Origin of the sequence: Streptomyces sodiiphilus (genome assembly GCF_039529215.1) — a bacterium.
Classification (GTDB): Bacteria; Actinomycetota; Actinomycetes; order Streptomycetales; family Streptomycetaceae; genus Streptomyces; species Streptomyces sodiiphilus.
In genome coordinates this window covers 235,958-254,200 of the sequence record NZ_BAAAMJ010000030.1, presented here as the reverse complement: position 1 = coordinate 254,200, position 18,243 = coordinate 235,958, and the positions used below count along the sequence as shown (strand labels likewise).

Here is an 18,243-nt window from a genome sequence, read left to right as displayed (position 1 = left end):
TGTCACACCCGGCGGAGCCGGAAGGTCAGCCCGAGGGCCGGGTCCTGGAACGGCCGGCCGTACTCCTCCCCGGCCTCGCCCTCCGCGAAGTCGGTTGCCAGCACCTCGTCGGAGATCAGTGCCTGGTGGTCCACCAGGGCCCGGGCCGTCTCCTCGTTCTCCGCCCGCCAGCGCACGGTGATCCGGTCGGCCACGTCCAGGCCGCTGTTCTTGCGGGCCTCCTGGATCAGCCGGATGGCGTCCCTGGCCAGCCCTGCCCGGCGCAGCTCCTCGGTGATCTCCAGATCCAGCGCCACCGTCGCGCCGGTGTCGGATGCCACCGACCAGCCCTCGCGCGGCGTCTCGGTGATGAGCACCTCCTCGGGGGCCAGGGCCACCAGCTCCCCGTCCACGTCCACGGCCGCGGTACCCGCGCGCAGCGCCGCCGACAGCCCGGCCGCGTCCGCCTCGGCGATCGCGCGGGCCACCGGCTGGGTCCGCTTGCCGAACCGCCGCCCCAGGGCCCGGAAGTTGGCCTTGGCGGTGGTGTCCACCAACGAGCCGCCCATCTCGGACAGCGCCGCGAGCCGGGTGACGTTCAGCTCGTCGGCGATCTCCTGGCGCAGTTCCTCGCCGAGGAGCTCGAAGCCCTGGGCGGCCACCAGGGCGCGGGACAGCGGCTGCCGGGTCTTGACCCCGGACTCCGCCCGGGTGGCCCGTCCCAGCTCCACCAGTCGCCGCACGAGCAGCATGTCCCGGGAGAGGTCCGCGTCGACCCGGGAGAGATCGGCCTCCGGCCAGCTCGCCAGATGCACCGAGTCCGGAGCGCCCGGGGTGACCGGCACCACGAGGTCCTGCCAGACACGTTCGGTGATGAAGGGCACCAGCGGGGCCATCATCCGGGTCACCGTCTCCAGCACGTCGTGCAGGGTGCGCAGCGCGGCCGGGTCGCCCTGCCAGAACCGGCGGCGCGAGCGCCGGACGTACCAGTTGGACAGGTCGTCCACGAAGGTGGACAGCAGCTTCCCGGCGCGCTGGGTGTCGTAGTTCTCCATCGCCCCGGTGACCATCTCCACCAGGGCGTTCAGCTCGCTGAGCAGCCACCGGTCCAGCAGCTGCCGCTCGTGAGGAGCCGGATCGGTCTCCCCGGGGGCCCACTGCGAGGTGCGGGCGTACAGGGCCTGGAAGGCGACGGTGTTCCAGTAGGTGAGCAGCGTCTTGCGGACCACTTCCTGGATGGTGCCGTGGCCCACCCTCCGCGCGGCCCACGGGGAGCCGCCGGCGGCCATGAACCAGCGCACCGCGTCGGCGCCGTGCTGCTCCATGAGCGGCATCGGCTCCAGGATGTTGCCCAGGCTCTTGGACATCTTGCGGCCGTCCTCGGCGAGGATGTGGCCCAGGCACACGACGTTCTCGTAGGACGACTTGCCGAAGACGAGGGTGCCCACCGCCATCAGCGTGTAGAACCAGCCGCGGGTCTGGTCGATCGCCTCGGAGATGAACTGTGCGGGGTAGCGCCGCTCGAAGATCTCCTTGTTGCGGTGCGGGTAGCCCCACTGTGCGAACGGCATCGAACCGGAGTCGTACCAGGCGTCGATCACCTCCGGCACGCGCTCGGCGGTCAGTGAGCAGCCGTCGGTGGTGCAGGGGAAGGTCACGGAGTCGATGTAGGGCCGGTGCGGGTCCAGCCCCGACTGGTCGGTGCCGGTGAGCGAGCTCAGCTCGGCAAGCGAGCCCACACAGGTCAGGTGGCCCTCCTGGCACCGCCAGATGGGCAGCGGGGTGCCCCAGTACCGGTTGCGGGACAGCGCCCAGTCGATGTTGTTGTTCAGCCAGTCACCGAAACGGCCGTGCTTGACGGACTCCGGGAACCAGTTGGTGCGCTCGTTCTCCCGCAGCAGCGCCTCCTTGATCCGGGTGGTGCGGATGTACCAGGAGGGCTGGGCGTAGTAGAGCAGCGCGGTGCGGCAGCGCCAGCAGTGCGGGTAACTGTGCTCGTAGGGCAGGTGCCGCAGCAGCAGGCCGCGCGCGTCCAGGTCGGCGACCAGTGCCTCGTCGGCCTTCTTGAAGAACTGCCCGCCGATCAGTGGCAGGTCCTCGGCGAAAGTGCCGTCGGGACCGACCGGGTTGACCACCGGCAGCCCGTACGCCCGGCAGGTGACGAAATCGTCCTGGCCGAAGGCAGGGGACTGGTGGACCAGGCCGGTGCCGTCCTCGGTGGTGACGTAGCCGGCGTTCAGCACGAAGTGGGCCTCGGGCCCGTCGGCGTCGAACGCCACCAGATCGAAGGGACGCCGGTAGGACCAGCGCTCCATCTCGGCACCGGTGAAGGACTGCCCGGTGGGCCGCCAGCCCTCACCGAGGGCCTGCTCCATCAGGGCCTCGGCCACCACCAGGCGCTCCCTGCCGTCGGTGGCCACCACATAGGTGACGTCCGGGTGGGCGGCCACCGCGGTGTTGGAGACCAGGGTCCACGGCGTGGTGGTCCAGATCAGCAGCGACGCCTGACCGGCCAGCGGGCCGGAGAGCAGGGGGAACCGGACGTAGACCGAGGGGTCGACGACTGACTCGTACCCCTGGGCGAGCTCGTGGTCGGACAGTCCGGTGCCGCAGCGCGGACACCACGGGGCCACCCGGTGGTCCTGGACGAGCAGCCCCTTGCCGAAGATCTCCTTCAGCGACCACCACACGGACTCCACGTACTCCGGGTCCATGGTCCGGTAGGCGTCGTCCAGATCCACCCAGTAGCCCATCCGGGTGGTCAGTTCCGCGAAGGCGTCGGTGTGCCGGGTGACGGACTCGCGGCACCGGGCGTTGAACTCCGCGATGCCGTAGCGCTCGATGTCCTGCTTGCCGGAGAAGCCCAGCTCCTTCTCCACCGCCAGCTCCACGGGCAGGCCGTGGCAGTCCCAGCCGGCCTTCCGGCCCACGTGGTAGCCGCGCATCGTACGGAAGCGGGGGAAGACGTCCTTGAAGACCCGGGCCTCGATGTGGTGGGTGCCGGGCATCCCGTTGGCGGTGGGGGGCCCTTCGTAGAAGACCCATTCCGGGCGGCCGCGGGACTGTTCGAGGCTGCGGGCGAAGGTCTTGTTCCGCTGCCACAGCTCCAGCACCTCGTGCTCGAGCTCGGGCAGCGACACCTGGGCGGGTACCGGGCGGTACTGCGGGGTCTGCGGGGCCTGCGGGGGCATCTGGTCATCCTCCGGCGGACAGGGAGCTTCCGGCCGGAGGGACGAGACGCCGCCGTCCGGCGGAGGCCCGCGGTACCACCCTCCTTGGCGGGGCCGCGCCCGGGGCGCGCGCCACCGCCCCCTCATTGGGGCAGCGCTGCCGGTTCTACTGGCGCCCGCCGCGGGGACGGGGCGTTCTTCCGGCGGCTCGGGGGTGATCTTCACATCGGGCGGCCCCCGGGCTTCCACCGTCCCCGGGTCGCTTCGGGCCGCTGGACGACGCTACTCGTCCCCGTCATCGCCTTTCGCTGCCGACCAGTGTACGGGCAGCGGGAGGACGGCCACGACCGGTTACCCCGCTGCCGGGCGGGGCACACAACGCAGGGAGACCGGCGCGCCCACATTGCCGCGCGCCCCGGGGCGACTTATCGTTCCGGCACGATTCGCAAGCAATGTCACGAAGTGTGAGAGGTCGCCGCCCAGGTGATCCGGCCGCCGGGGGAGACCCGGCGGACACGGCCCGGAGGACAGGAGCCCAGAAGGTGGCTGGTAAGAAGACCACGACGGACCGGTCGGCGGCTCCCGTGCCGCCGGCCCGCGGCGCCGCGATCGCCGAACAGTTGGCGGTCCGCCCTGGAGAGGAGCCCTGGACGGCGGAGGAGGTGGAGACGGCCCGGACGGAGCTGGCCGGCGAGGCGGACAACCTCCGGGCCGAGATCGCCGCCTCCGAGGAGGCGCTGAGCGGCCTGATGCGGGACTCCGGCGACGGGGCCGGGGACGACCAGGCCGACACCGGCACCAAGAACGTCACGCGGGAGCACGAACTGGCGCTGGCGAGCAACGCCCGGGAGATGCTCTACCAGACCGAGCGCGCCCTGCAGCGGCTGGAGGCCGGCAGCTACGGACTGTGCGAGCACTGCGGTGAACCCATCGGCAAGGCCCGGATGCAGGCGTTCCCCCGTGCGGGCCTGTGCGTGGACTGCAAGCAGCGGCAGGAGAGACGTCCCTGAGCGGCAGGCGCCGGCGGGCGGGGCGGACCGGGACCGGCCGCGGATTTCCGGCTCCCGCACTGGTGTGTCGTACCCTCGTCACGTGAGCGAGGCGGAGCGGACCATCGAGAAACCCGACGAGCCCCGGCCCCCGGCAGACCCTGCCGGACCGGCCAAGGAGCCCGGCGAGTCCACCGGGGACGCCGTCGCGCCCCGCGGCAGGCGGCGGATCGCCGCACTCGCGTCGGTGGCTGCCGTCGCCTACATCCTCGACCTGGTCAGCAAGATCATGGTGGTGGAGTGGCTGGAGGGCCGCTCCCCGGTGCCGGTGATCGGTGACTGGCTGCGCTTCGAGGCGGTCCGCAACGGCGGCGCCGCCTTCGGCATCGGGGAAGCGCTCACCATCGTCTTCACCGTCATCGCGGCGGTGGTGGCGGTGGTGATCATCCGGCTCGCCCGCAAGCTGTACAGCACACCCTGGGCCATCGCCCTGGGGCTGCTGCTGGGCGGCGCGCTGGGGAATCTCACCGACCGGGTCTTCCGGGCCCCCGGGGCGCTCCAGGGCCACGTCGTGGACTTCATCGCGCCCAAGTACTTCGCCGTCTTCAACCTGGCGGACTCCGCGATCGTCTGCGGCGGCATCCTGATCGTCATCCTGTCCTTCCGCGGTCTCGACCCCGACGGGACCGTGCACCGGGACTGACCGGGTCGGGCATACTCGGACGGGTGAGCACCCTTCCCGAGACCCGCACCCTGCCCGTACCGGACGGCCTGGAGGGGGAGCGGGTCGATGCCGCTCTCGCCCGCATGCTCGGCTTCTCCCGGACCAAGGCCGCCGAACTGGCCGCGGCCGGGAAGGTCCGCCTGGACGGGGCCGAGGTGGGCAAGTCCGAGCGGGTCACCGGCGGTTCCTGGCTCGAGGTGGAGATGCCCGCGCCGGCCGCGCCGGTGCGGGTGGTCGCCGAGCCGGTCGAGGGGATGGAGATCGTCCACGACGACGACGACCTCGTGGTGATCAGCAAGCCGGTCGGCGTGGCCGCCCACCCCAGCCCCGGCTGGACGGGCACCACGGTCATCGGCGGGCTCGCCGCCGCCGGCTACACCGTGGCGACCTCCGGGGCGGCCGAGCGCCAGGGCATTGTGCACCGGCTGGACGTGGGCACCTCGGGGCTGATGGTCGTCGCCAAGTCGGAGCGCGCCTACAGCCGGCTCAAGCAGCAGTTCCGCGAGCGCACCGTCGACAAGCGGTACCACGCGCTGGTGCAGGGGCACCCCGATCCGCTCAGCGGCACCATCGACGCGCCTATCGGCCGCCATCCCGTCCACGACTACAAGTGGGCCGTCACCGCCGACGGCAAGCCGTCGGTCACCCACTACGACCTGGTCGAGGCGTTCCGGGCGGCCAGCCTGCTCGACATCAAGCTGGAGACCGGCCGCACCCACCAGATCCGGGTCCACATGGCGGCCCTCCGCCATCCGTGCGCGGGGGACCTGACCTACGGTGCCGACCCGACGCTGGCGGCACGCCTGAAGCTGACCCGGCAGTGGCTGCACGCCGTCCGGCTGGGCTTCGAGCACCCGGCGGACGGCCGCTGGGCCGAGTTCACCAGCAGCTATCCCGAGGATCTGCAGCAGGCGCTGGACATCGTGCGGGCGGACAGCGTCTGACCGCTGCTCAGCCGCCGTCCCCGTCCCCGGTCGCCTCCGGCGGACGGGCCGCGGGCGAGGTGGGCACCCGCGGCAGCGCGTAGGGGTGGTGCGTGCGCAGCCAGGTGATGAGCTCCTCGCGGACCGCGCAGCGCAGCGTCCACACGTCGTCGGCGTCCTTGGCCGACATCGCCGCCCGCACCTCGATCGTGGTCGGCGTGGTGTCCGTCACCACCAGGCTCCACGAGCGGCCGTCCCAGTCCTTGCGACCCAGCAGGTACTCGTGCAACCTGGCGCGCAGTTCGGCGACGGGGGTGGAGTGGTCCAGATGCAGGAACACGGTGCCGGTGACCTCGTGGCCGCCCCGGGACCAGTTCTCGTACGGCTGGCTGTTGAAGTACGACACCGGCATGGTCAGCCGCCGGTCGTCCCAGATGCGCACCGTGAGGAAGGCCAGGGTGATCTCCTCCACGGTGCCCCACTCGCCCTCGACGACCACCGTGTCGCCGATCTTCACCGAGTCGCCGAAGGCGATCTGCAGCCCGGCGAACAGATTGCCCAGCATGGACTGGGCGGCCACACCGGCGATGATGCCGATGACACCGGCCGACGCGAGCATGGAGGCACCCAGCGCCCGCAGTCCGGGGAAGACCAGGAGTATGGCGACCGCCGCGGCCACGACGGCCAGCAGGGTGGTCACCACCCGCCGGACCATGGTGAGCTGGGTGCGGAACTGCCGCACCCGGGCCAGGTCGGTGGTGCGGGCGGCGTACCTGCTCAGCGTGTTCTCGGCGATCGCTCCCGCCGCCCGGATCGCCAGCCAGGCCGAGGAGGCGATCGTCACCGTGGCGAGCATGTCCTGGATGAGGGTGTTCTGCCGGAGCTCCAGGCCGGACATGTCGTAGGTGAGCTGGAGAGCGGCGGACCCCATGAGGATCTGCAGCGGCAGTTGACCATGACGCAGCAGGCCGGGCAGCCGGGTCTCCGGATGCCGCCGGTCGGCGGCGCGCAGCACCCGGTCGATCACCCACCCGATCAGCAGGGTGAGGGTGATGGTGCCGCCGATCACGATGAGCGGCCGCAGCACGTTCTCCATCAGTAACAGCTCTCCTTCGGCCCGTCGCGGTGGGCGCTGCGCGGCCCTGTGGTCCTTCGGCGTCCGCCCGCCAGGCTAACTGGCAGGATGGTGGTGAAGGACCCGCCCCCACCACCTTGGATGTGACGCGAACCGTGGCCGATGTCGTGCTCTTCCACTCCGCCTACGGCCTGCGCCCGGCCGTGCACGAGGCCGCCGGGCGGCTGCGGGAGGCCGGGCACCGGGTGCACGTGCCGGACCTCTACGGCGGCCGTACCGCCCGGACGGTGGAGGAGGGGATGGCGGTCAAAGACGAGATCGGGCGTGACGAGCTGCTGCGGCGGGCGATCGCCGCCGTGGCCGGTCATGTGGACACCGGGCTGGTCTACGCCGGTTTCTCGCTGGGGGCCTCGCTGGCCCAGACGATCGCCCTGGGCGACGAGCGGGCGCGCGGTCTGCTGCTTCTGCACGGCACCTCCGATCTGGCCGAGGACGCCGCGGTGGACGGTCTGCCGGTCCAGCTGCACGTGGCAGACCCGGACCCCTTCGAGCCGCACGACTGGCTGACCGCCTGGTACCTGCGGATGCGCCGGGCGGGTGCGGAGGTGGAGATCCACCACTACCGCGGCGCCGGCCATCTCTACACCGACCCGGAGCTGCCCGACCACGACGCGGAGGCCGCCGACCGCACCTGGCGCACGGCGCTGGCCTTCCTGGAGGAGACCGACGGCTGACCCGCGCCGGACCGGGGGCGCTCACCGCTCGCACCGGCTGTTCTCTCCGCGCTCCGGGTGGCAGATCAGTTCGATGTCGCCGTGGCGGTGGCTCAGGTAGCGTCCGACGCATTCGTTCGGCGTGGTGCGGCCGCGTTCCGCGCAGAAGCGCAGTGCCTCCTGTCCCCCGGCGAACGGGCCCGGTGCGTAGATCACCCAGTAGCCGGGATTCAGTGAGGCGAAGTCGTCACTGCGCAGCACCAGGGCCTCGGGAACCTCGGCCCGGACGGCGGCGAGCGCCCGGTCGCGGGCCTGTGCCCCGGAGGCGACAGGCTCGGAGAACAGCTGGGCGATCCAGCTGTCCGCGCTCTCCTGGCCCGGCACCGCGACCGTCAGGTCCGGTGACGGTCGCCCGCTCTCCTGGCCGCCCTCCGGGGAGCCGTTCTCGCCGTCGGTGAGATCCTCGTCGGGACGGTCAGTGCCCGTTTCTCCGTCCGCGGTGCCGTCCGTCGCGGGCGGAGTGTCCGGGCGCGTGAGTTCGCCGCCGCTGTCCCCTCCCGTACCGCCGCTGTCCCCACCCGTACCACCACCGCTGTCGCCGCCGTTCGCGGCGAGCAGCAGCCCGGCAGTGGTCGCGCCGGCGAGCAGCAGCGCCGCGGCGACCAGCCCGGCCAGCACCGTGGTCCGCCGGCGGTGCGGCGTCGGGCGGGGGGCGGTGACCTGGGTGTCCTGCCTCGCGGACGGGGCAGTGGGGAGAGCCGGGGACCCCGGGGGCGGCGGGGGCGGCCCCGGGGGCGGCCCGGCCCGGCCCTGTGCCACGGCGGACAGCATGGCGTCCAGTCGCCCGGCGTCCGGGCGGAGTTCCGGGTTCTTGACCAGCACGGCCGCCAGCACCGGGGCCAGCTGCCCGGCGCGCACCGGTACGGGCACCGGATCCTCCAGCACCGCCGTCAGGGTGGCGAGCACGGTGTCCCGGCGCATCGGACTGCGGCCCTCGACGAGGACGTACAGCATCATGCCCAGGGACCACAGGTCGGAGGCGGGAAGGTCCCGGCCCCCGCGAGCCCGCTCCGGAGCCATGTACTCGGGTGAGCCGACGATGCCGCCGGTGACCGTCAGCGAGGACGAACCGGCCACGGCGGCGATGCCGAAATCGGTGAGGACCGCCGAGCCGTCCTCCCGCAGCAGCACGTTGGCCGGTTTGACGTCCCGGTGGTGGATGCCGCCGGCGTGTGCGGCGCACAGCGCCGCCAGGACGTCCCGCCCGTACCGGGCGGCCTCGGCCGGGGCCAGCGGCCCGGCAGTCCGCACGGTCTCCAGGGTCCGGCCGGGCAGGAGCTCCATGACCAGCCAGGGGTGCGGGGCGATATCCACGATGTGATGGATCGTTACCACGTTGGGGTGGCTGACCCGGGCCAGGGCACGGGCCTCGCGCAGCACCCGTTCGCGCAGATCCTGCCCTTCCCGGCCGGACCCCGGGTCCGGCGGGCGGACCTCCTTGAGAGCCACTTCGCGCTCCAGCGCGAGATCCCTCGCCCGCCAGACGGTGCCCATCCCGCCCCGCCCCAGCGGCGCGATCAGCTGGAAGCGCCCGTCGACGACCTGCCCCGCCCTGCCCCCTGACATGAGGTCAGGGTAGGGCGTCCCCGGCGTNCGGGGGGCGCGGCGGGGGGCGCCCGCCCGGACCGGACGGCCGCCCGCGTGCCCGATGGCGGTTACTTCCTGTTCGCCTCGAACAGGGCCCGGAATCCCGCCGCGTCCTGCGGGGTGTCGAGCATCTCGCCGTTCAGCTTCACCGACGGGGTGCCGGACACGTCGGGGTCGGCGTCGAACTTCTCGGACATCTTCAGCGCCCAGGCGGCGAAGGTGCTGTCCCGGACGGCGTCCTCGAACTGCTGGTTGCCGTCCAGCTCGTCCACCGTCGAGGCGATCTCCAGGATCCTGTCGTCGTCGCCGAAGTCGTCACGGCCGCCCCCGGGGTGGAAGTCCTCGGAGTACAGCGCGTCCTTGAAGCCGAGGAACGCCTCGGGGCTGACGTCGAGCGCCGCGCCCAGCGCGCTCACCGCGTTCTTGGACCCGGTGCCGCCGTTGGGGCCGTTGTCCAGGAAGGTGCCGAAGACGAACTCGACGTTGAACTCGCCGTTGTCGATGCCCTCGTGCACGGCCGGGCCGACGTTCTGCTCGAAGCCCGCGCAGGACGGGCAGCGCGGGTCCTCGTAGAGGGTGAAGGTGTTCTCGGCGTTCTCGTCGCCGATGAGGACGGTCAGCCCGCCCTCGCCGGAGGCGTGGGCCGGAACCGGGTAGTCCGCGTCGTCGCCGTCCTCCTCCAGCTGGGCGGAGACCGCTTCCCAGTCGGTTTCGTCGCCGCCGCCGCCGGCATTGGCGACGGCGAGACCTATGGCGGCCGCTATGGCGAGCACGCCGACGGCCGAGAGGGCGACGACGAGCTGCCGCCGCAGCTTCTCCCGCTTGGCCTGCTGTTCCCGCTCCTGCTTCAGCCGCTCGCGGGCGGCTCGCTTGGCTTCCTGCGTGTTGCGCTTGCTCATGTCTGTGTGTGGTCTTCCGTGTGGTCCGGTGGGGGATGCGTGCTCTCAGGCGGCGAGGACCGGGCACGGGGGGCCCCGTCGCACGACGGAGTGGGTGAGCAGCGGGAGCGCCCGGAAGGGGCCGGGCCGGGGGGCGGCGGGCACGGCGCACCGCCGGGAATCCGGCACGGCCGAGCGGGCCGCGACGACCAGGGCCAGCGGCCGGAACGTTCCCGCCATGGCGGCCCGCAGCATGCGGGCCAGCGCCGCCTCGCCGCCGCGCAGCCAGAGCGCCGCAGCCAGGCCGACGGCCACGTGCAGGCCGAGCAGCAGCCAGGGCCCGGCCGGGTGCGCGGCCGGCGGGGCGCCCTGGGCCAGCCGGGCCAGCGGGGTTCCGAAGTCGCCGCCGGCGCACAGCAGGTCGATGCCGGCCATCCGCAGCGGGGAACCTCCCTCCGGGGCGGCGGCTCCGTAGCAGGTGGCCTGGCCGGTGGTGAAGACCGTGTCGGCCGCCACCTGGAGCGGCACCAGCAGGGCCGCGATGCGGCCGAAGCCGCGTTCGCGGCCGGCCAGCAGGAAGGCGAGGGCGAAGACGGCCAGCGTCACCGCGGCGACGGTCGGCACCGGCAGCGGAGTGCCGGACAGCAGCACGTGGGCGCCTGCGGACAGCGCGACGCACAGCGCGGTGAAGACGGCCGCGCGCGCCGTGCGTAGACCGGTCCGGGATATGCCCATCGAGGCGAGTGTGCCACGCCGCCGCGCGCGGGGGTACGGGGCAGGGTGTGACGTCCTGGTCACGGCCCGCCGTCCGTCGCCGCGGGCGGCGCACGGGAGCCCTCGTGGCGGGGGATTTCGGTCACTGCGCTGACCTCGCCCTTCCCGTCGGACATGGCTCGTGACCTGCGCTGATACCCCGGGCCCGGGCGCGTCGGAAGGGGCCGGGGAGCCTGCTGCGGGGGTAGGGTCGAGGACCACCCCGGTACCGTCGTCCGTGCCGGGATCTCGCCATCAGTTCGTCCTGCGGAAGGCCCGTCCGGTGCGCAAGCCCTTCACACATCTGCATGTTCACACCCAGTACTCGCTGCTGGACGGAGCGGCGCGGCTGAAGGACATGTTCCAGGCCTGCCAGGACATGGGCATGACGCACATCGCCATGACCGACCACGGGAACCTGCACGGTGCCTACGACTTCTTCCAGCAGGCCCGTAAGGCGGACATCACCCCCATCATCGGGATCGAGGCGTATGTCGCCCCGGAGTCCCGCCGCAACAAGCGGCGCATCCAGTGGGGTCAGCCGCATCAGAAGCGGGACGACGTCTCCGGTTCCGGCGGCTACACGCACAAGACGATCTGGGCGCACAACAAGACCGGTCTGCACAACCTGTTCCGGCTGTCCTCCGACGCCTACAAGGAGGGCTGGCTGACCAAGTGGCCGCGGATGGACAAGGAGACCATCGCGCAGTTCTCCGAAGGGCTGATCGCCTCCACCGGCTGCCCGTCCGGGGAGGTGCAGACCCGGCTGCGGCTGGGGCACTTCGACGAGGCGCTGAAGGCGGCCGGGGAGTACCAGGAGATCTTCGGCAAGGAGCGCTACTTCCTGGAACTGATGGACCACGGCCTGGACCTCGAGAAGAGGGTCCGCGACGGTCTGCTGGAGATCGGCCGCAAGCTCGGGATCCCGCCGCTGGTCACCAACGACTCGCACTACACCTACGCCGGTGAGGCCGAGGCGCACGACGCCCTGCTGTGCATCCAGACCGGCAAGAACCTCTCGGACCCCGACCGCTTCAAGTTCGGCGGCGACGGCTACTACCTGAAGTCGGCCGAGGAGATGTATGCCGTCGACTCCTCCGACGCCTGGCAGGAGGGCTGCCGCAACACCCTGCTGGTCGTGGAACAGGTCGATACCACCGGGTGGTTCGAGCCTCGCGACCTGATGCCGCGGTTCGACGTGCCCGACGGCTACACCGAGGTCACCTGGTTCCGCGAGGAGGTCAGGAAGGGCATGGCCCGCCGCTACCCGCAGGGCGTGCCCGAGGACCGGCAGCGGCAGGCCGACTACGAGATGGGCGTCATCATCGAGATGGGGTTCCCCGGCTACTTCCTCGTGGTCGCCGACTTCATCATGTGGGCGAAGGAACAGGGCATCGCGGTGGGCCCGGGCCGGGGCTCCGCGGCCGGCTCCATCGTCGCGTACGCCATGGGCATCACCGACCTCGACCCGATCGACCACGGCCTGATCTTCGAGCGCTTCCTCAACCCCGAGCGCGTGAGCATGCCCGATGTCGACATCGACTTCGACGAGCGCAGGCGCGCCGAGGTGATCCGCTACGTCACCGAGAAGTACGGCGACGACAAGGTCGCCATGATCGGCACCTACGGCACCATCAAGGCCAAGAACGCCATCAAGGACGCCTCCCGGGTCCTGGGCTACCCCTACGCCATGGGCGACCGCATCACCAAGGCGATGCCGGCCGACGTCCTGGGCAAGGGCATTCCGCTGTCCGGCATCACCGACAAGAACCACCCCCGCTACAGCGAGGCGGGCGAGGTCCGGGCGATGTACGAGAACGAGCCGGACGTCAAGAAGGTGATCGACACCGCGCGGGGTGTGGAGGGCCTGGTGCGGCAGATGGGTGTGCACGCCGCGGGCGTCATCATGTCCAGTGAGACGATCACCGACCACGTCCCGGTCTGGGTCAGGCACACCGACGGCGTGACGATCACGCAGTGGGACTATCCCACTTGTGAGTCGCTCGGCCTGCTGAAGATGGACTTCCTGGGCCTGCGCAACCTGACGATCATGGACGACGCCGTCAAGCTGATCAAGAAGAACAAGGGCGTAGACATCAAGCTGCTCGACCTGCCCCTGGACGACCCCAGGACCTTCGAGCTGCTGTGCCGCGGCGACACCCTGGGCGTCTTCCAGTTCGACGGCGGCCCGATGCGCTCCCTGCTGCGCATGATGAAGCCCGACAACTTCGAGGACATCTCCGCCGTCTCCGCCCTGTACCGGCCCGGTCCGATGGGGATGAACTCCCACATCAACTACGCGCTGCGGAAGAACGGCCAGCAGGAGATCACCCCCATCCACAAGGAGCTGGAGGAGCCGCTCCGCGAGGTCCTGGACATCACCTACGGCCTGATCGTCTACCAGGAGCAGGTGCAGAAGGCAGCCCAGGTGCTCGCCGGATACACCCTGGGACAGGCGGACCTGCTGCGCCGGGCGATGGGCAAGAAGAAGCAGGAGGTGCTGGACAAGGAGTTCGTCAACTTCCAGAAGGGCATGCGGGACAACGGGTACTCCGACGAGGCCGTCAAGGCCGTGTGGGACGTGCTGGTGCCGTTCGCCGGATACGCCTTCAACAAGGCGCACTCCTCCGCCTACGGCCTGGTGACCTACTGGACGGCCTACCTCAAGGCGAACTATCCGGCCGAGTACATGGCCGCGCTGCTGACCTCCGTGCGCGACGACAAGGACAAGTCGGCGGTCTACCTCAACGAGTGCCGCAGGATGGGCATCAAGGTGCTGCCGCCGGACGTCAACGAGTCCGACGCCAACTTCACCCCGCGCGGCGACGAGATCATCGTCTTCGGGCTGACCGCGGTCCGCAACGTCGGGCAGAACGTCGTGGATTCGATCGTCTCCTGCCGCAAGGCGAAGGGGAAGTACAGCTCCTTCCCCGACTTCCTGGACAAGGTGGAGGCCGTGGTCTGCAACAAGCGGACCGTCGAGTCGCTGATCAAGGCCGGTGCCTTCGACGAACTGGGCCACACCCGCAAGGGGCTGACCGCGCACTTCGAAGCCATGATCGACAACGTGGTGCAGGTCAAGCGCAAGGAGGCGGAGGGGCAGTTCGACCTCTTCGGCGGCATGGGGGACGAGGAGGCGGACCAGGGCCCGGGCTTCGGGATGGACGTGGAGTTCCCCGACGACGAGTGGGAGAAGAGCTACCTGCTGGCCCAGGAGCGGGAGATGCTGGGCCTGTACGTCTCCGACCACCCGCTGTTCGGCATCGAGCACGTGCTCAGCGACAAGGCCGACGCGTCGATCTCCCAGCTCACCGGCGGGGACTACGGCGACGGCTCGATCGTCACCATCGGCGGCATCATCTCCGGACTCCAGCGCAAGATGACCAAGCAGGGCAATGCCTGGGCCATCGCCACCGTGGAGGACCTGGCCGGCTCCATCGACTGCATGTTCTTCCCCGCCACCTATCAACTGGTGTCCACTCAGCTGATCGAGGACGCCGTCGTGTTCGTCAAGGGGAGGCTGGACAAGCGCGAGGACGTCCCCCGCCTGGTCGCCATGGAACTGATGGTCCCCGACCTGTCCGACGCCGCCTCCGACGCGCCGGTGACCATCACCATCCCCACCGTCAAGGTCACCCCGCCGCTCGTCGAGCGGCTCGGCGAGGTGCTCGGCCAGCACCGCGGGAACACCGAGGTCCGGGTACGGCTCCAGGGGTCGCGCACCACCACTGTGCTGCGCCTGGACCGGCACCGGGTGCAGCCGGATCCCGCCCTGTTCGGCGACCTCAAGGCCCTTCTGGGCCCCTCCTGCCTGGCCGGCTGACGGCCGCCCCGCCGGTCAGTTGTGGCCGAAGCGGCGCTTGTTCTTGCGGCCGGGCACCTCAGGACCGCTCCCGTGCCGCTCCCGTTCACCTGCCGGAGCGGTGCCCTGCTGCTGCCCCCGGCTGTCGTTCCGGGGTTCGCTCCGGCTCCGGTTCTTGTTCCTGGCCATGGATCGCCTCCTGCGTTGATCCGCTCACACGCTGGTGAACTCAGCGTCGCACGGGAGGACAAGTCCCGCATATCGGACCGCCGGTGCCTGTCCGGCGGCCGCGCGGGAACCAGACCGCCCGCCACGCCGACGATCCAGCCGGGGCAGATAACCGCTGCCGGGTCGGGCAGACTCTGGGAAAGCTCCGGGGAAAGAAGGTGCAACGTGGACCGCTGCGTCGTTCTGGTCGATGCCGGTTATCTGCTGGGCGCAGCCGCGAGCCTTCTGGCCGGGGAACCGGCCCGGCCCCGGATCAGCGTCGACCACGCGGCTCTCATCCAGGGCCTGCGCGAGCGTGCGGAGGAGGACACCGGCTGCAGGCTGCTGCGCATCTACTGGTTCGACGGTGCCCCGGACCGCGTCCCGCAGCCCGAACACCGGCGGTTGCGCGTCATGCCACGGGTCACTGTGCGCCTGGGAGCTCTCACCCGCAGCGACGGCCGCTGGGCCCAGAAGGGCGTGGACGCCGCGATGCATGCCGAGCTCACCGAACTGGCCCGCAACCGCGCGTGCGCCGACATCGTCCTCGTCACCGGCGACGGGGACCTGCTGCCCGGGCTGATGTCCGCCAAGGAACACGGGGTCGCCGTGCACCTGTGGGCGGTGCAGGCCGCGGACGGCGACTACAACCAGTCCGAGGACCTGGTGGCCGAGGCGGACGAGCGCCGGGTGCTGGACCGGGCCTGGATCACCCGCGCGGTCCGCGTGAAGGAGACCGCTGCCCCGGGCGCCCCGCGCCCGGAGATCGCCGCGATTTTCGCCGCCCCGCTCCCCGAGGGGGAGGAGTCCCCGGCCAAGGCCCCGGCCGCGGCGAAGAACGGATTCGCCCCCCGCCGCGATCAGGACGGCTGCGCCGACCGCGACCGTGAGGAGGAGCCCGCCGCCTCCCCCAAGGGTGTGCCCACGCCCAAGGACCTCGCCTCGCTGGGCCGTCCCGCCCCGCCGCCGGCCGCCACCTTGCGGTGGTCCTCCGACAAGGGGTGGGTCGAGCGGCAGGGAGCCGCGGAGTCCCCGGAGACGGCCGCCCTGCCGATGCTCTCCCAGCTCACCTCCGCCGAGCAGCGGTGGGCGGACCGGGAGGAGGACATCACCGCCGTCAGCGGCGACCCCTTCGAGGTCGGCCAGGTCTTCGCCCGCCGCTGGACCGAGCGGCTCACCAGCCCGCTCCAGCTCCAGCAGCTCTCCGCCGAGTACCCGCGCATCCCGCACCGCATCGACGGCGAACTGCTGCGCTACGCGGCCCGTTTCGGTCTTCTGGCGCACAAGGACGACCAGATCGACGAGCAGGACCGGTACGCGATCCGGGCCGGCTTCTGGCGCGAGGTGGACGCCCGCACCGCGGCCGGTCCGGTCCCCTCCGAGAACTGAAGGCGCCGCTCGCACGTCCGCGGGACCGCCGGCCCGGCCACGCCCCGCCGCAGCGGCGATCGCGCGCGCCGCGTACCCTCGTGAACCGTGTCCCTATCAACCGCACGGGCCGGAGTGGAGACCACCGGAGTGCTGAGCGCGGCGGAGCAGCCGGCGGCCGGGCCGCCGGCGCTCGCCGTGCGCGGGCTGTCCAAGACCTATCCCGCCCGGCGCGCCCGGCGCGGCCGTCCGGCCACCCCCGAGGTGCGCGCCAGCGACGGCATCACCCTGGAGGTGCGCCGGGGGGAGATCTTCGGACTGCTGGGCCCCAACGGAGCCGGCAAGACGACCCTGGTCCGGCAGCTCACCGGGCTGCTGCGGCCGGACACCGGCTCGATCACCGTGCTGGGCCACGATCTGGTCCGTCACCCGCGGCGGGCCGCCCGGCTCCTGTCCCACCTCGGACAGGAGGCCACCGCCCTGGAGGACCTGACGGTGGCACTGGCCGCCGAGACCACCGCCAGGCTGCGGGGCCTGGGGCGGGCCGACGCGCGCCGCGAGCGCGACGCGGTTCTGGAGGAACTCGGGCTCGGGCCACTGGCCGGCCGCCCGCTCAAGCGGCTGTCCGGGGGCCAGCGGCGGCTGGCCTGCGTGGCCGCGGCCCTCACCGGCAGCAGGCCGCTGCTGGTGCTGGACGAGCCCACCACGGGCATGGATCCCGTCGCCCGGCGGGCGGTGTGGGCGGCGGTCGACCGCCGCCGTGCCGAGGAAGGCGCCACCGTGCTGCTGGTCACGCACAACGTCATCGAGGCGGAGACCGTGATGGACCGCGTGGCGGTCATGGACGGTGGCCGGGTCATCGCCTGCGACACCCCCGGCGGTCTGAAGGCCATGGTGGGCGACGACGTGCGGCTGGACCTGGTCTGGCGGGACGCGCCTCCGCCGCAGATCCCGGAGATCGCCGCGCTGCGGGAGGCCGCCACCGTGACCGGGCGGCGCTGGTCGCTGCGGATGTCCCCCGAGCGGGCCCGCGCCGCGATCACCACCGTGACCACCGGACCGGCCTTCGCGGCCCTGGACGACTTCACCCTGGCCACCCCGACCCTGGAGGACGTCTACCTGTCGTTGGGCGGCAGCGGCGAGGGGCTGGTGCGGGCATGACCGCGCGACTTCCCGCTCCCGCCGCCCCGCCGGCCGTCGGACAGGACCCCGTTCCCCTGGCGCCGGTGGCCCGGTTGTGGCCGTCGATGGGCGCCGTCTACCGTGCCCAGCTGTCCCGGGCGCGTGTCGCCCGCATCCCGCTGCTGTTCGTGGCGACCTTCCAGTCCATCGGCATCATGGTGCTGATGCGCGGGGTCGTGGACGGCGGCGCGGGTGAGGAGGCGCGCGCGGTGGTGGCCGGCTCCACCGTGCTGGTGGTGGCGTTCGTGGGGCTCAACCTGCTCGCCCAGTACTTCGGCCAGCTACGGGCCGGGGGCGGTCTGGACCACTACGCGACGCTACCGGTGCCGGCGGCCGCGGTGGCGCTGGGCACCGCCGCGGCCTACGCCTCGTTCACCGTGCCGGGCGTGCTGATCACCGCGGTGATCGGCGCCCTGCTCTACCAGCTGCCGATGGGCGGGCTGTGGATCCTGCTGGCGGTGGTGCCGCTGGCCGGGGCGGCGCTTGCCGGGCTGGGCGCGGCGCTCGGGCTGCTCGCGCCGCGGCCGGAGCTGGCGACCCTCTGCGGGCAGCTCGGGATGTCGGCGGCCCTGCTGCTGGGAGTGGTGCCGGCCTCCGGGCTGCCGGTTCCCGCGCAGTGGCTGAGGGACCTGCTCCCCTCCACCTACGGAGTGGAGGCGCTGGCCGCGGTCCTGGGGCCGGAGCCCGACTGGGCGGCGGTGGGGGGCGATCTCAGCGTCTGCGCGGTGACCGGAGCCGGTGCGCTGGTCCTGGCGACCTGGGCCTACCGCCGGGCAGCGGTGCGCGGATGAACCGAACAGCAGTCCCGGAGCTCGAACGCCCGGCCGTTGCTG

Annotated in this window: 14 protein-coding genes; 8 read left to right on the top strand and 6 right to left on the bottom strand. The window is 71.9% G+C overall.

What is annotated here, in order from left to right; translation table 11 throughout:
- Positions 1-2 precede the first annotated feature (2 nt).
- Positions 3-3,170: an isoleucine--tRNA ligase gene (gene ileS, locus ABD299_RS15410; protein WP_344262619.1), complete on the bottom strand. Its 3,168-nt coding sequence runs from the start codon at positions 3,168-3,170 to the stop codon at positions 3-5.
- 251 nt (positions 3,171-3,421) lie between these two features.
- Between ileS and ABD299_RS15405 the strand changes: the two genes are divergently transcribed.
- The 3 genes from ABD299_RS15405 to ABD299_RS15395 all read left to right on the top strand — a co-directional run bounded on the left by ABD299_RS15405 (position 3,422) and on the right by ABD299_RS15395 (position 5,806).
- Positions 3,422-4,159 carry a TraR/DksA family transcriptional regulator gene (locus ABD299_RS15405; RefSeq protein ID WP_425581346.1) on the top strand — a complete coding sequence of 246 codons (738 nt, stop codon included), beginning with the start codon at positions 3,422-3,424 and terminating at the stop codon, positions 4,157-4,159.
- 82 nt (positions 4,160-4,241) lie between these two features.
- Positions 4,242-4,841, top strand: coding sequence for a signal peptidase II (gene lspA / locus ABD299_RS15400; RefSeq protein ID WP_344262617.1), 600 nt, complete (start codon positions 4,242-4,244; stop codon positions 4,839-4,841).
- A 23-nt stretch (positions 4,842-4,864) separates the two neighbouring features.
- A complete protein-coding gene (locus tag ABD299_RS15395; RefSeq protein WP_344262615.1) occupies positions 4,865-5,806 on the top strand; it encodes an RluA family pseudouridine synthase in 942 nt (313 codons plus the stop codon).
- A gap of 7 nt (positions 5,807-5,813) precedes the next feature.
- Here ABD299_RS15395 and ABD299_RS15390 read toward each other — a convergent pair whose 3' ends face one another.
- Positions 5,814-6,881 carry a mechanosensitive ion channel family protein gene (locus ABD299_RS15390; RefSeq protein ID WP_344262612.1) on the bottom strand — a complete coding sequence of 356 codons (1,068 nt, stop codon included), beginning with the start codon at positions 6,879-6,881 and terminating at the stop codon, positions 5,814-5,816.
- A gap of 122 nt (positions 6,882-7,003) precedes the next feature.
- Here ABD299_RS15390 and ABD299_RS15385 point away from each other — a divergent pair, with 122 nt between their 5' ends.
- Positions 7,004-7,594 carry a dienelactone hydrolase family protein gene (locus ABD299_RS15385; protein ID WP_344262610.1) on the top strand — a complete coding sequence of 197 codons (591 nt, stop codon included), beginning with the start codon at positions 7,004-7,006 and terminating at the stop codon, positions 7,592-7,594.
- A gap of 21 nt (positions 7,595-7,615) precedes the next feature.
- Here ABD299_RS15385 and ABD299_RS15380 read toward each other — a convergent pair whose 3' ends face one another.
- The 3 genes from ABD299_RS15380 to ABD299_RS15370 form a co-directional block, all read right to left on the bottom strand.
- On the bottom strand, positions 7,616-9,199 hold the full coding sequence (locus ABD299_RS15380; RefSeq protein WP_344262608.1) for a serine/threonine-protein kinase: 1,584 nt from the start codon (positions 9,197-9,199) through the stop codon (positions 7,616-7,618).
- An 89-nt stretch (positions 9,200-9,288) separates the two neighbouring features.
- On the bottom strand, positions 9,289-10,119 hold the full coding sequence (locus ABD299_RS15375; RefSeq protein WP_344262606.1) for a thioredoxin domain-containing protein: 831 nt from the start codon (positions 10,117-10,119) through the stop codon (positions 9,289-9,291).
- A gap of 45 nt (positions 10,120-10,164) precedes the next feature.
- Complete coding sequence (locus tag ABD299_RS15370; protein WP_344262604.1) at positions 10,165-10,833, bottom strand: hypothetical protein; 669 nt, start codon at positions 10,831-10,833, stop codon at positions 10,165-10,167.
- 301 nt (positions 10,834-11,134) lie between these two features.
- On the opposite strand from ABD299_RS15370, the gene dnaE reads away from it, so the two are divergent.
- Entirely contained in the window at positions 11,135-14,674 is a 3,540-nt protein-coding gene (dnaE, locus tag ABD299_RS15365) for a DNA polymerase III subunit alpha (RefSeq protein WP_344262602.1), read from the top strand.
- 15 nt (positions 14,675-14,689) lie between these two features.
- Here the strand turns inward: dnaE and ABD299_RS15360 are convergent, their stop codons facing one another.
- Positions 14,690-14,842 (bottom strand): hypothetical protein, encoded by a 153-nt coding sequence (locus ABD299_RS15360; RefSeq protein ID WP_344262600.1) that lies wholly within the window; start codon positions 14,840-14,842, stop codon positions 14,690-14,692.
- 204 nt (positions 14,843-15,046) lie between these two features.
- Between ABD299_RS15360 and ABD299_RS15355 the strand changes: the two genes are divergently transcribed.
- The 3 genes from ABD299_RS15355 (at position 15,047) to ABD299_RS15345 (ending at position 18,201) form a co-directional block, all read left to right on the top strand.
- Positions 15,047-16,249: an NYN domain-containing protein gene (locus ABD299_RS15355; RefSeq protein WP_344262598.1), complete on the top strand. Its 1,203-nt coding sequence runs from the start codon at positions 15,047-15,049 to the stop codon at positions 16,247-16,249.
- Positions 16,250-16,381: 132 nt separating this feature from the next.
- Positions 16,382-17,389, top strand: a complete 1,008-nt coding sequence (locus ABD299_RS15350; protein ID WP_425581345.1) for an ABC transporter ATP-binding protein — start codon at positions 16,382-16,384, stop codon at positions 17,387-17,389.
- Entirely contained in the window at positions 17,386-18,201 is an 816-nt protein-coding gene (locus tag ABD299_RS15345) for an ABC transporter permease (RefSeq protein ID WP_344262596.1), read from the top strand. The genes ABD299_RS15350 and ABD299_RS15345 overlap by 4 nt, the downstream gene beginning before the upstream one ends.
- The last annotated feature ends 42 nt before the right edge of the window (positions 18,202-18,243 follow it).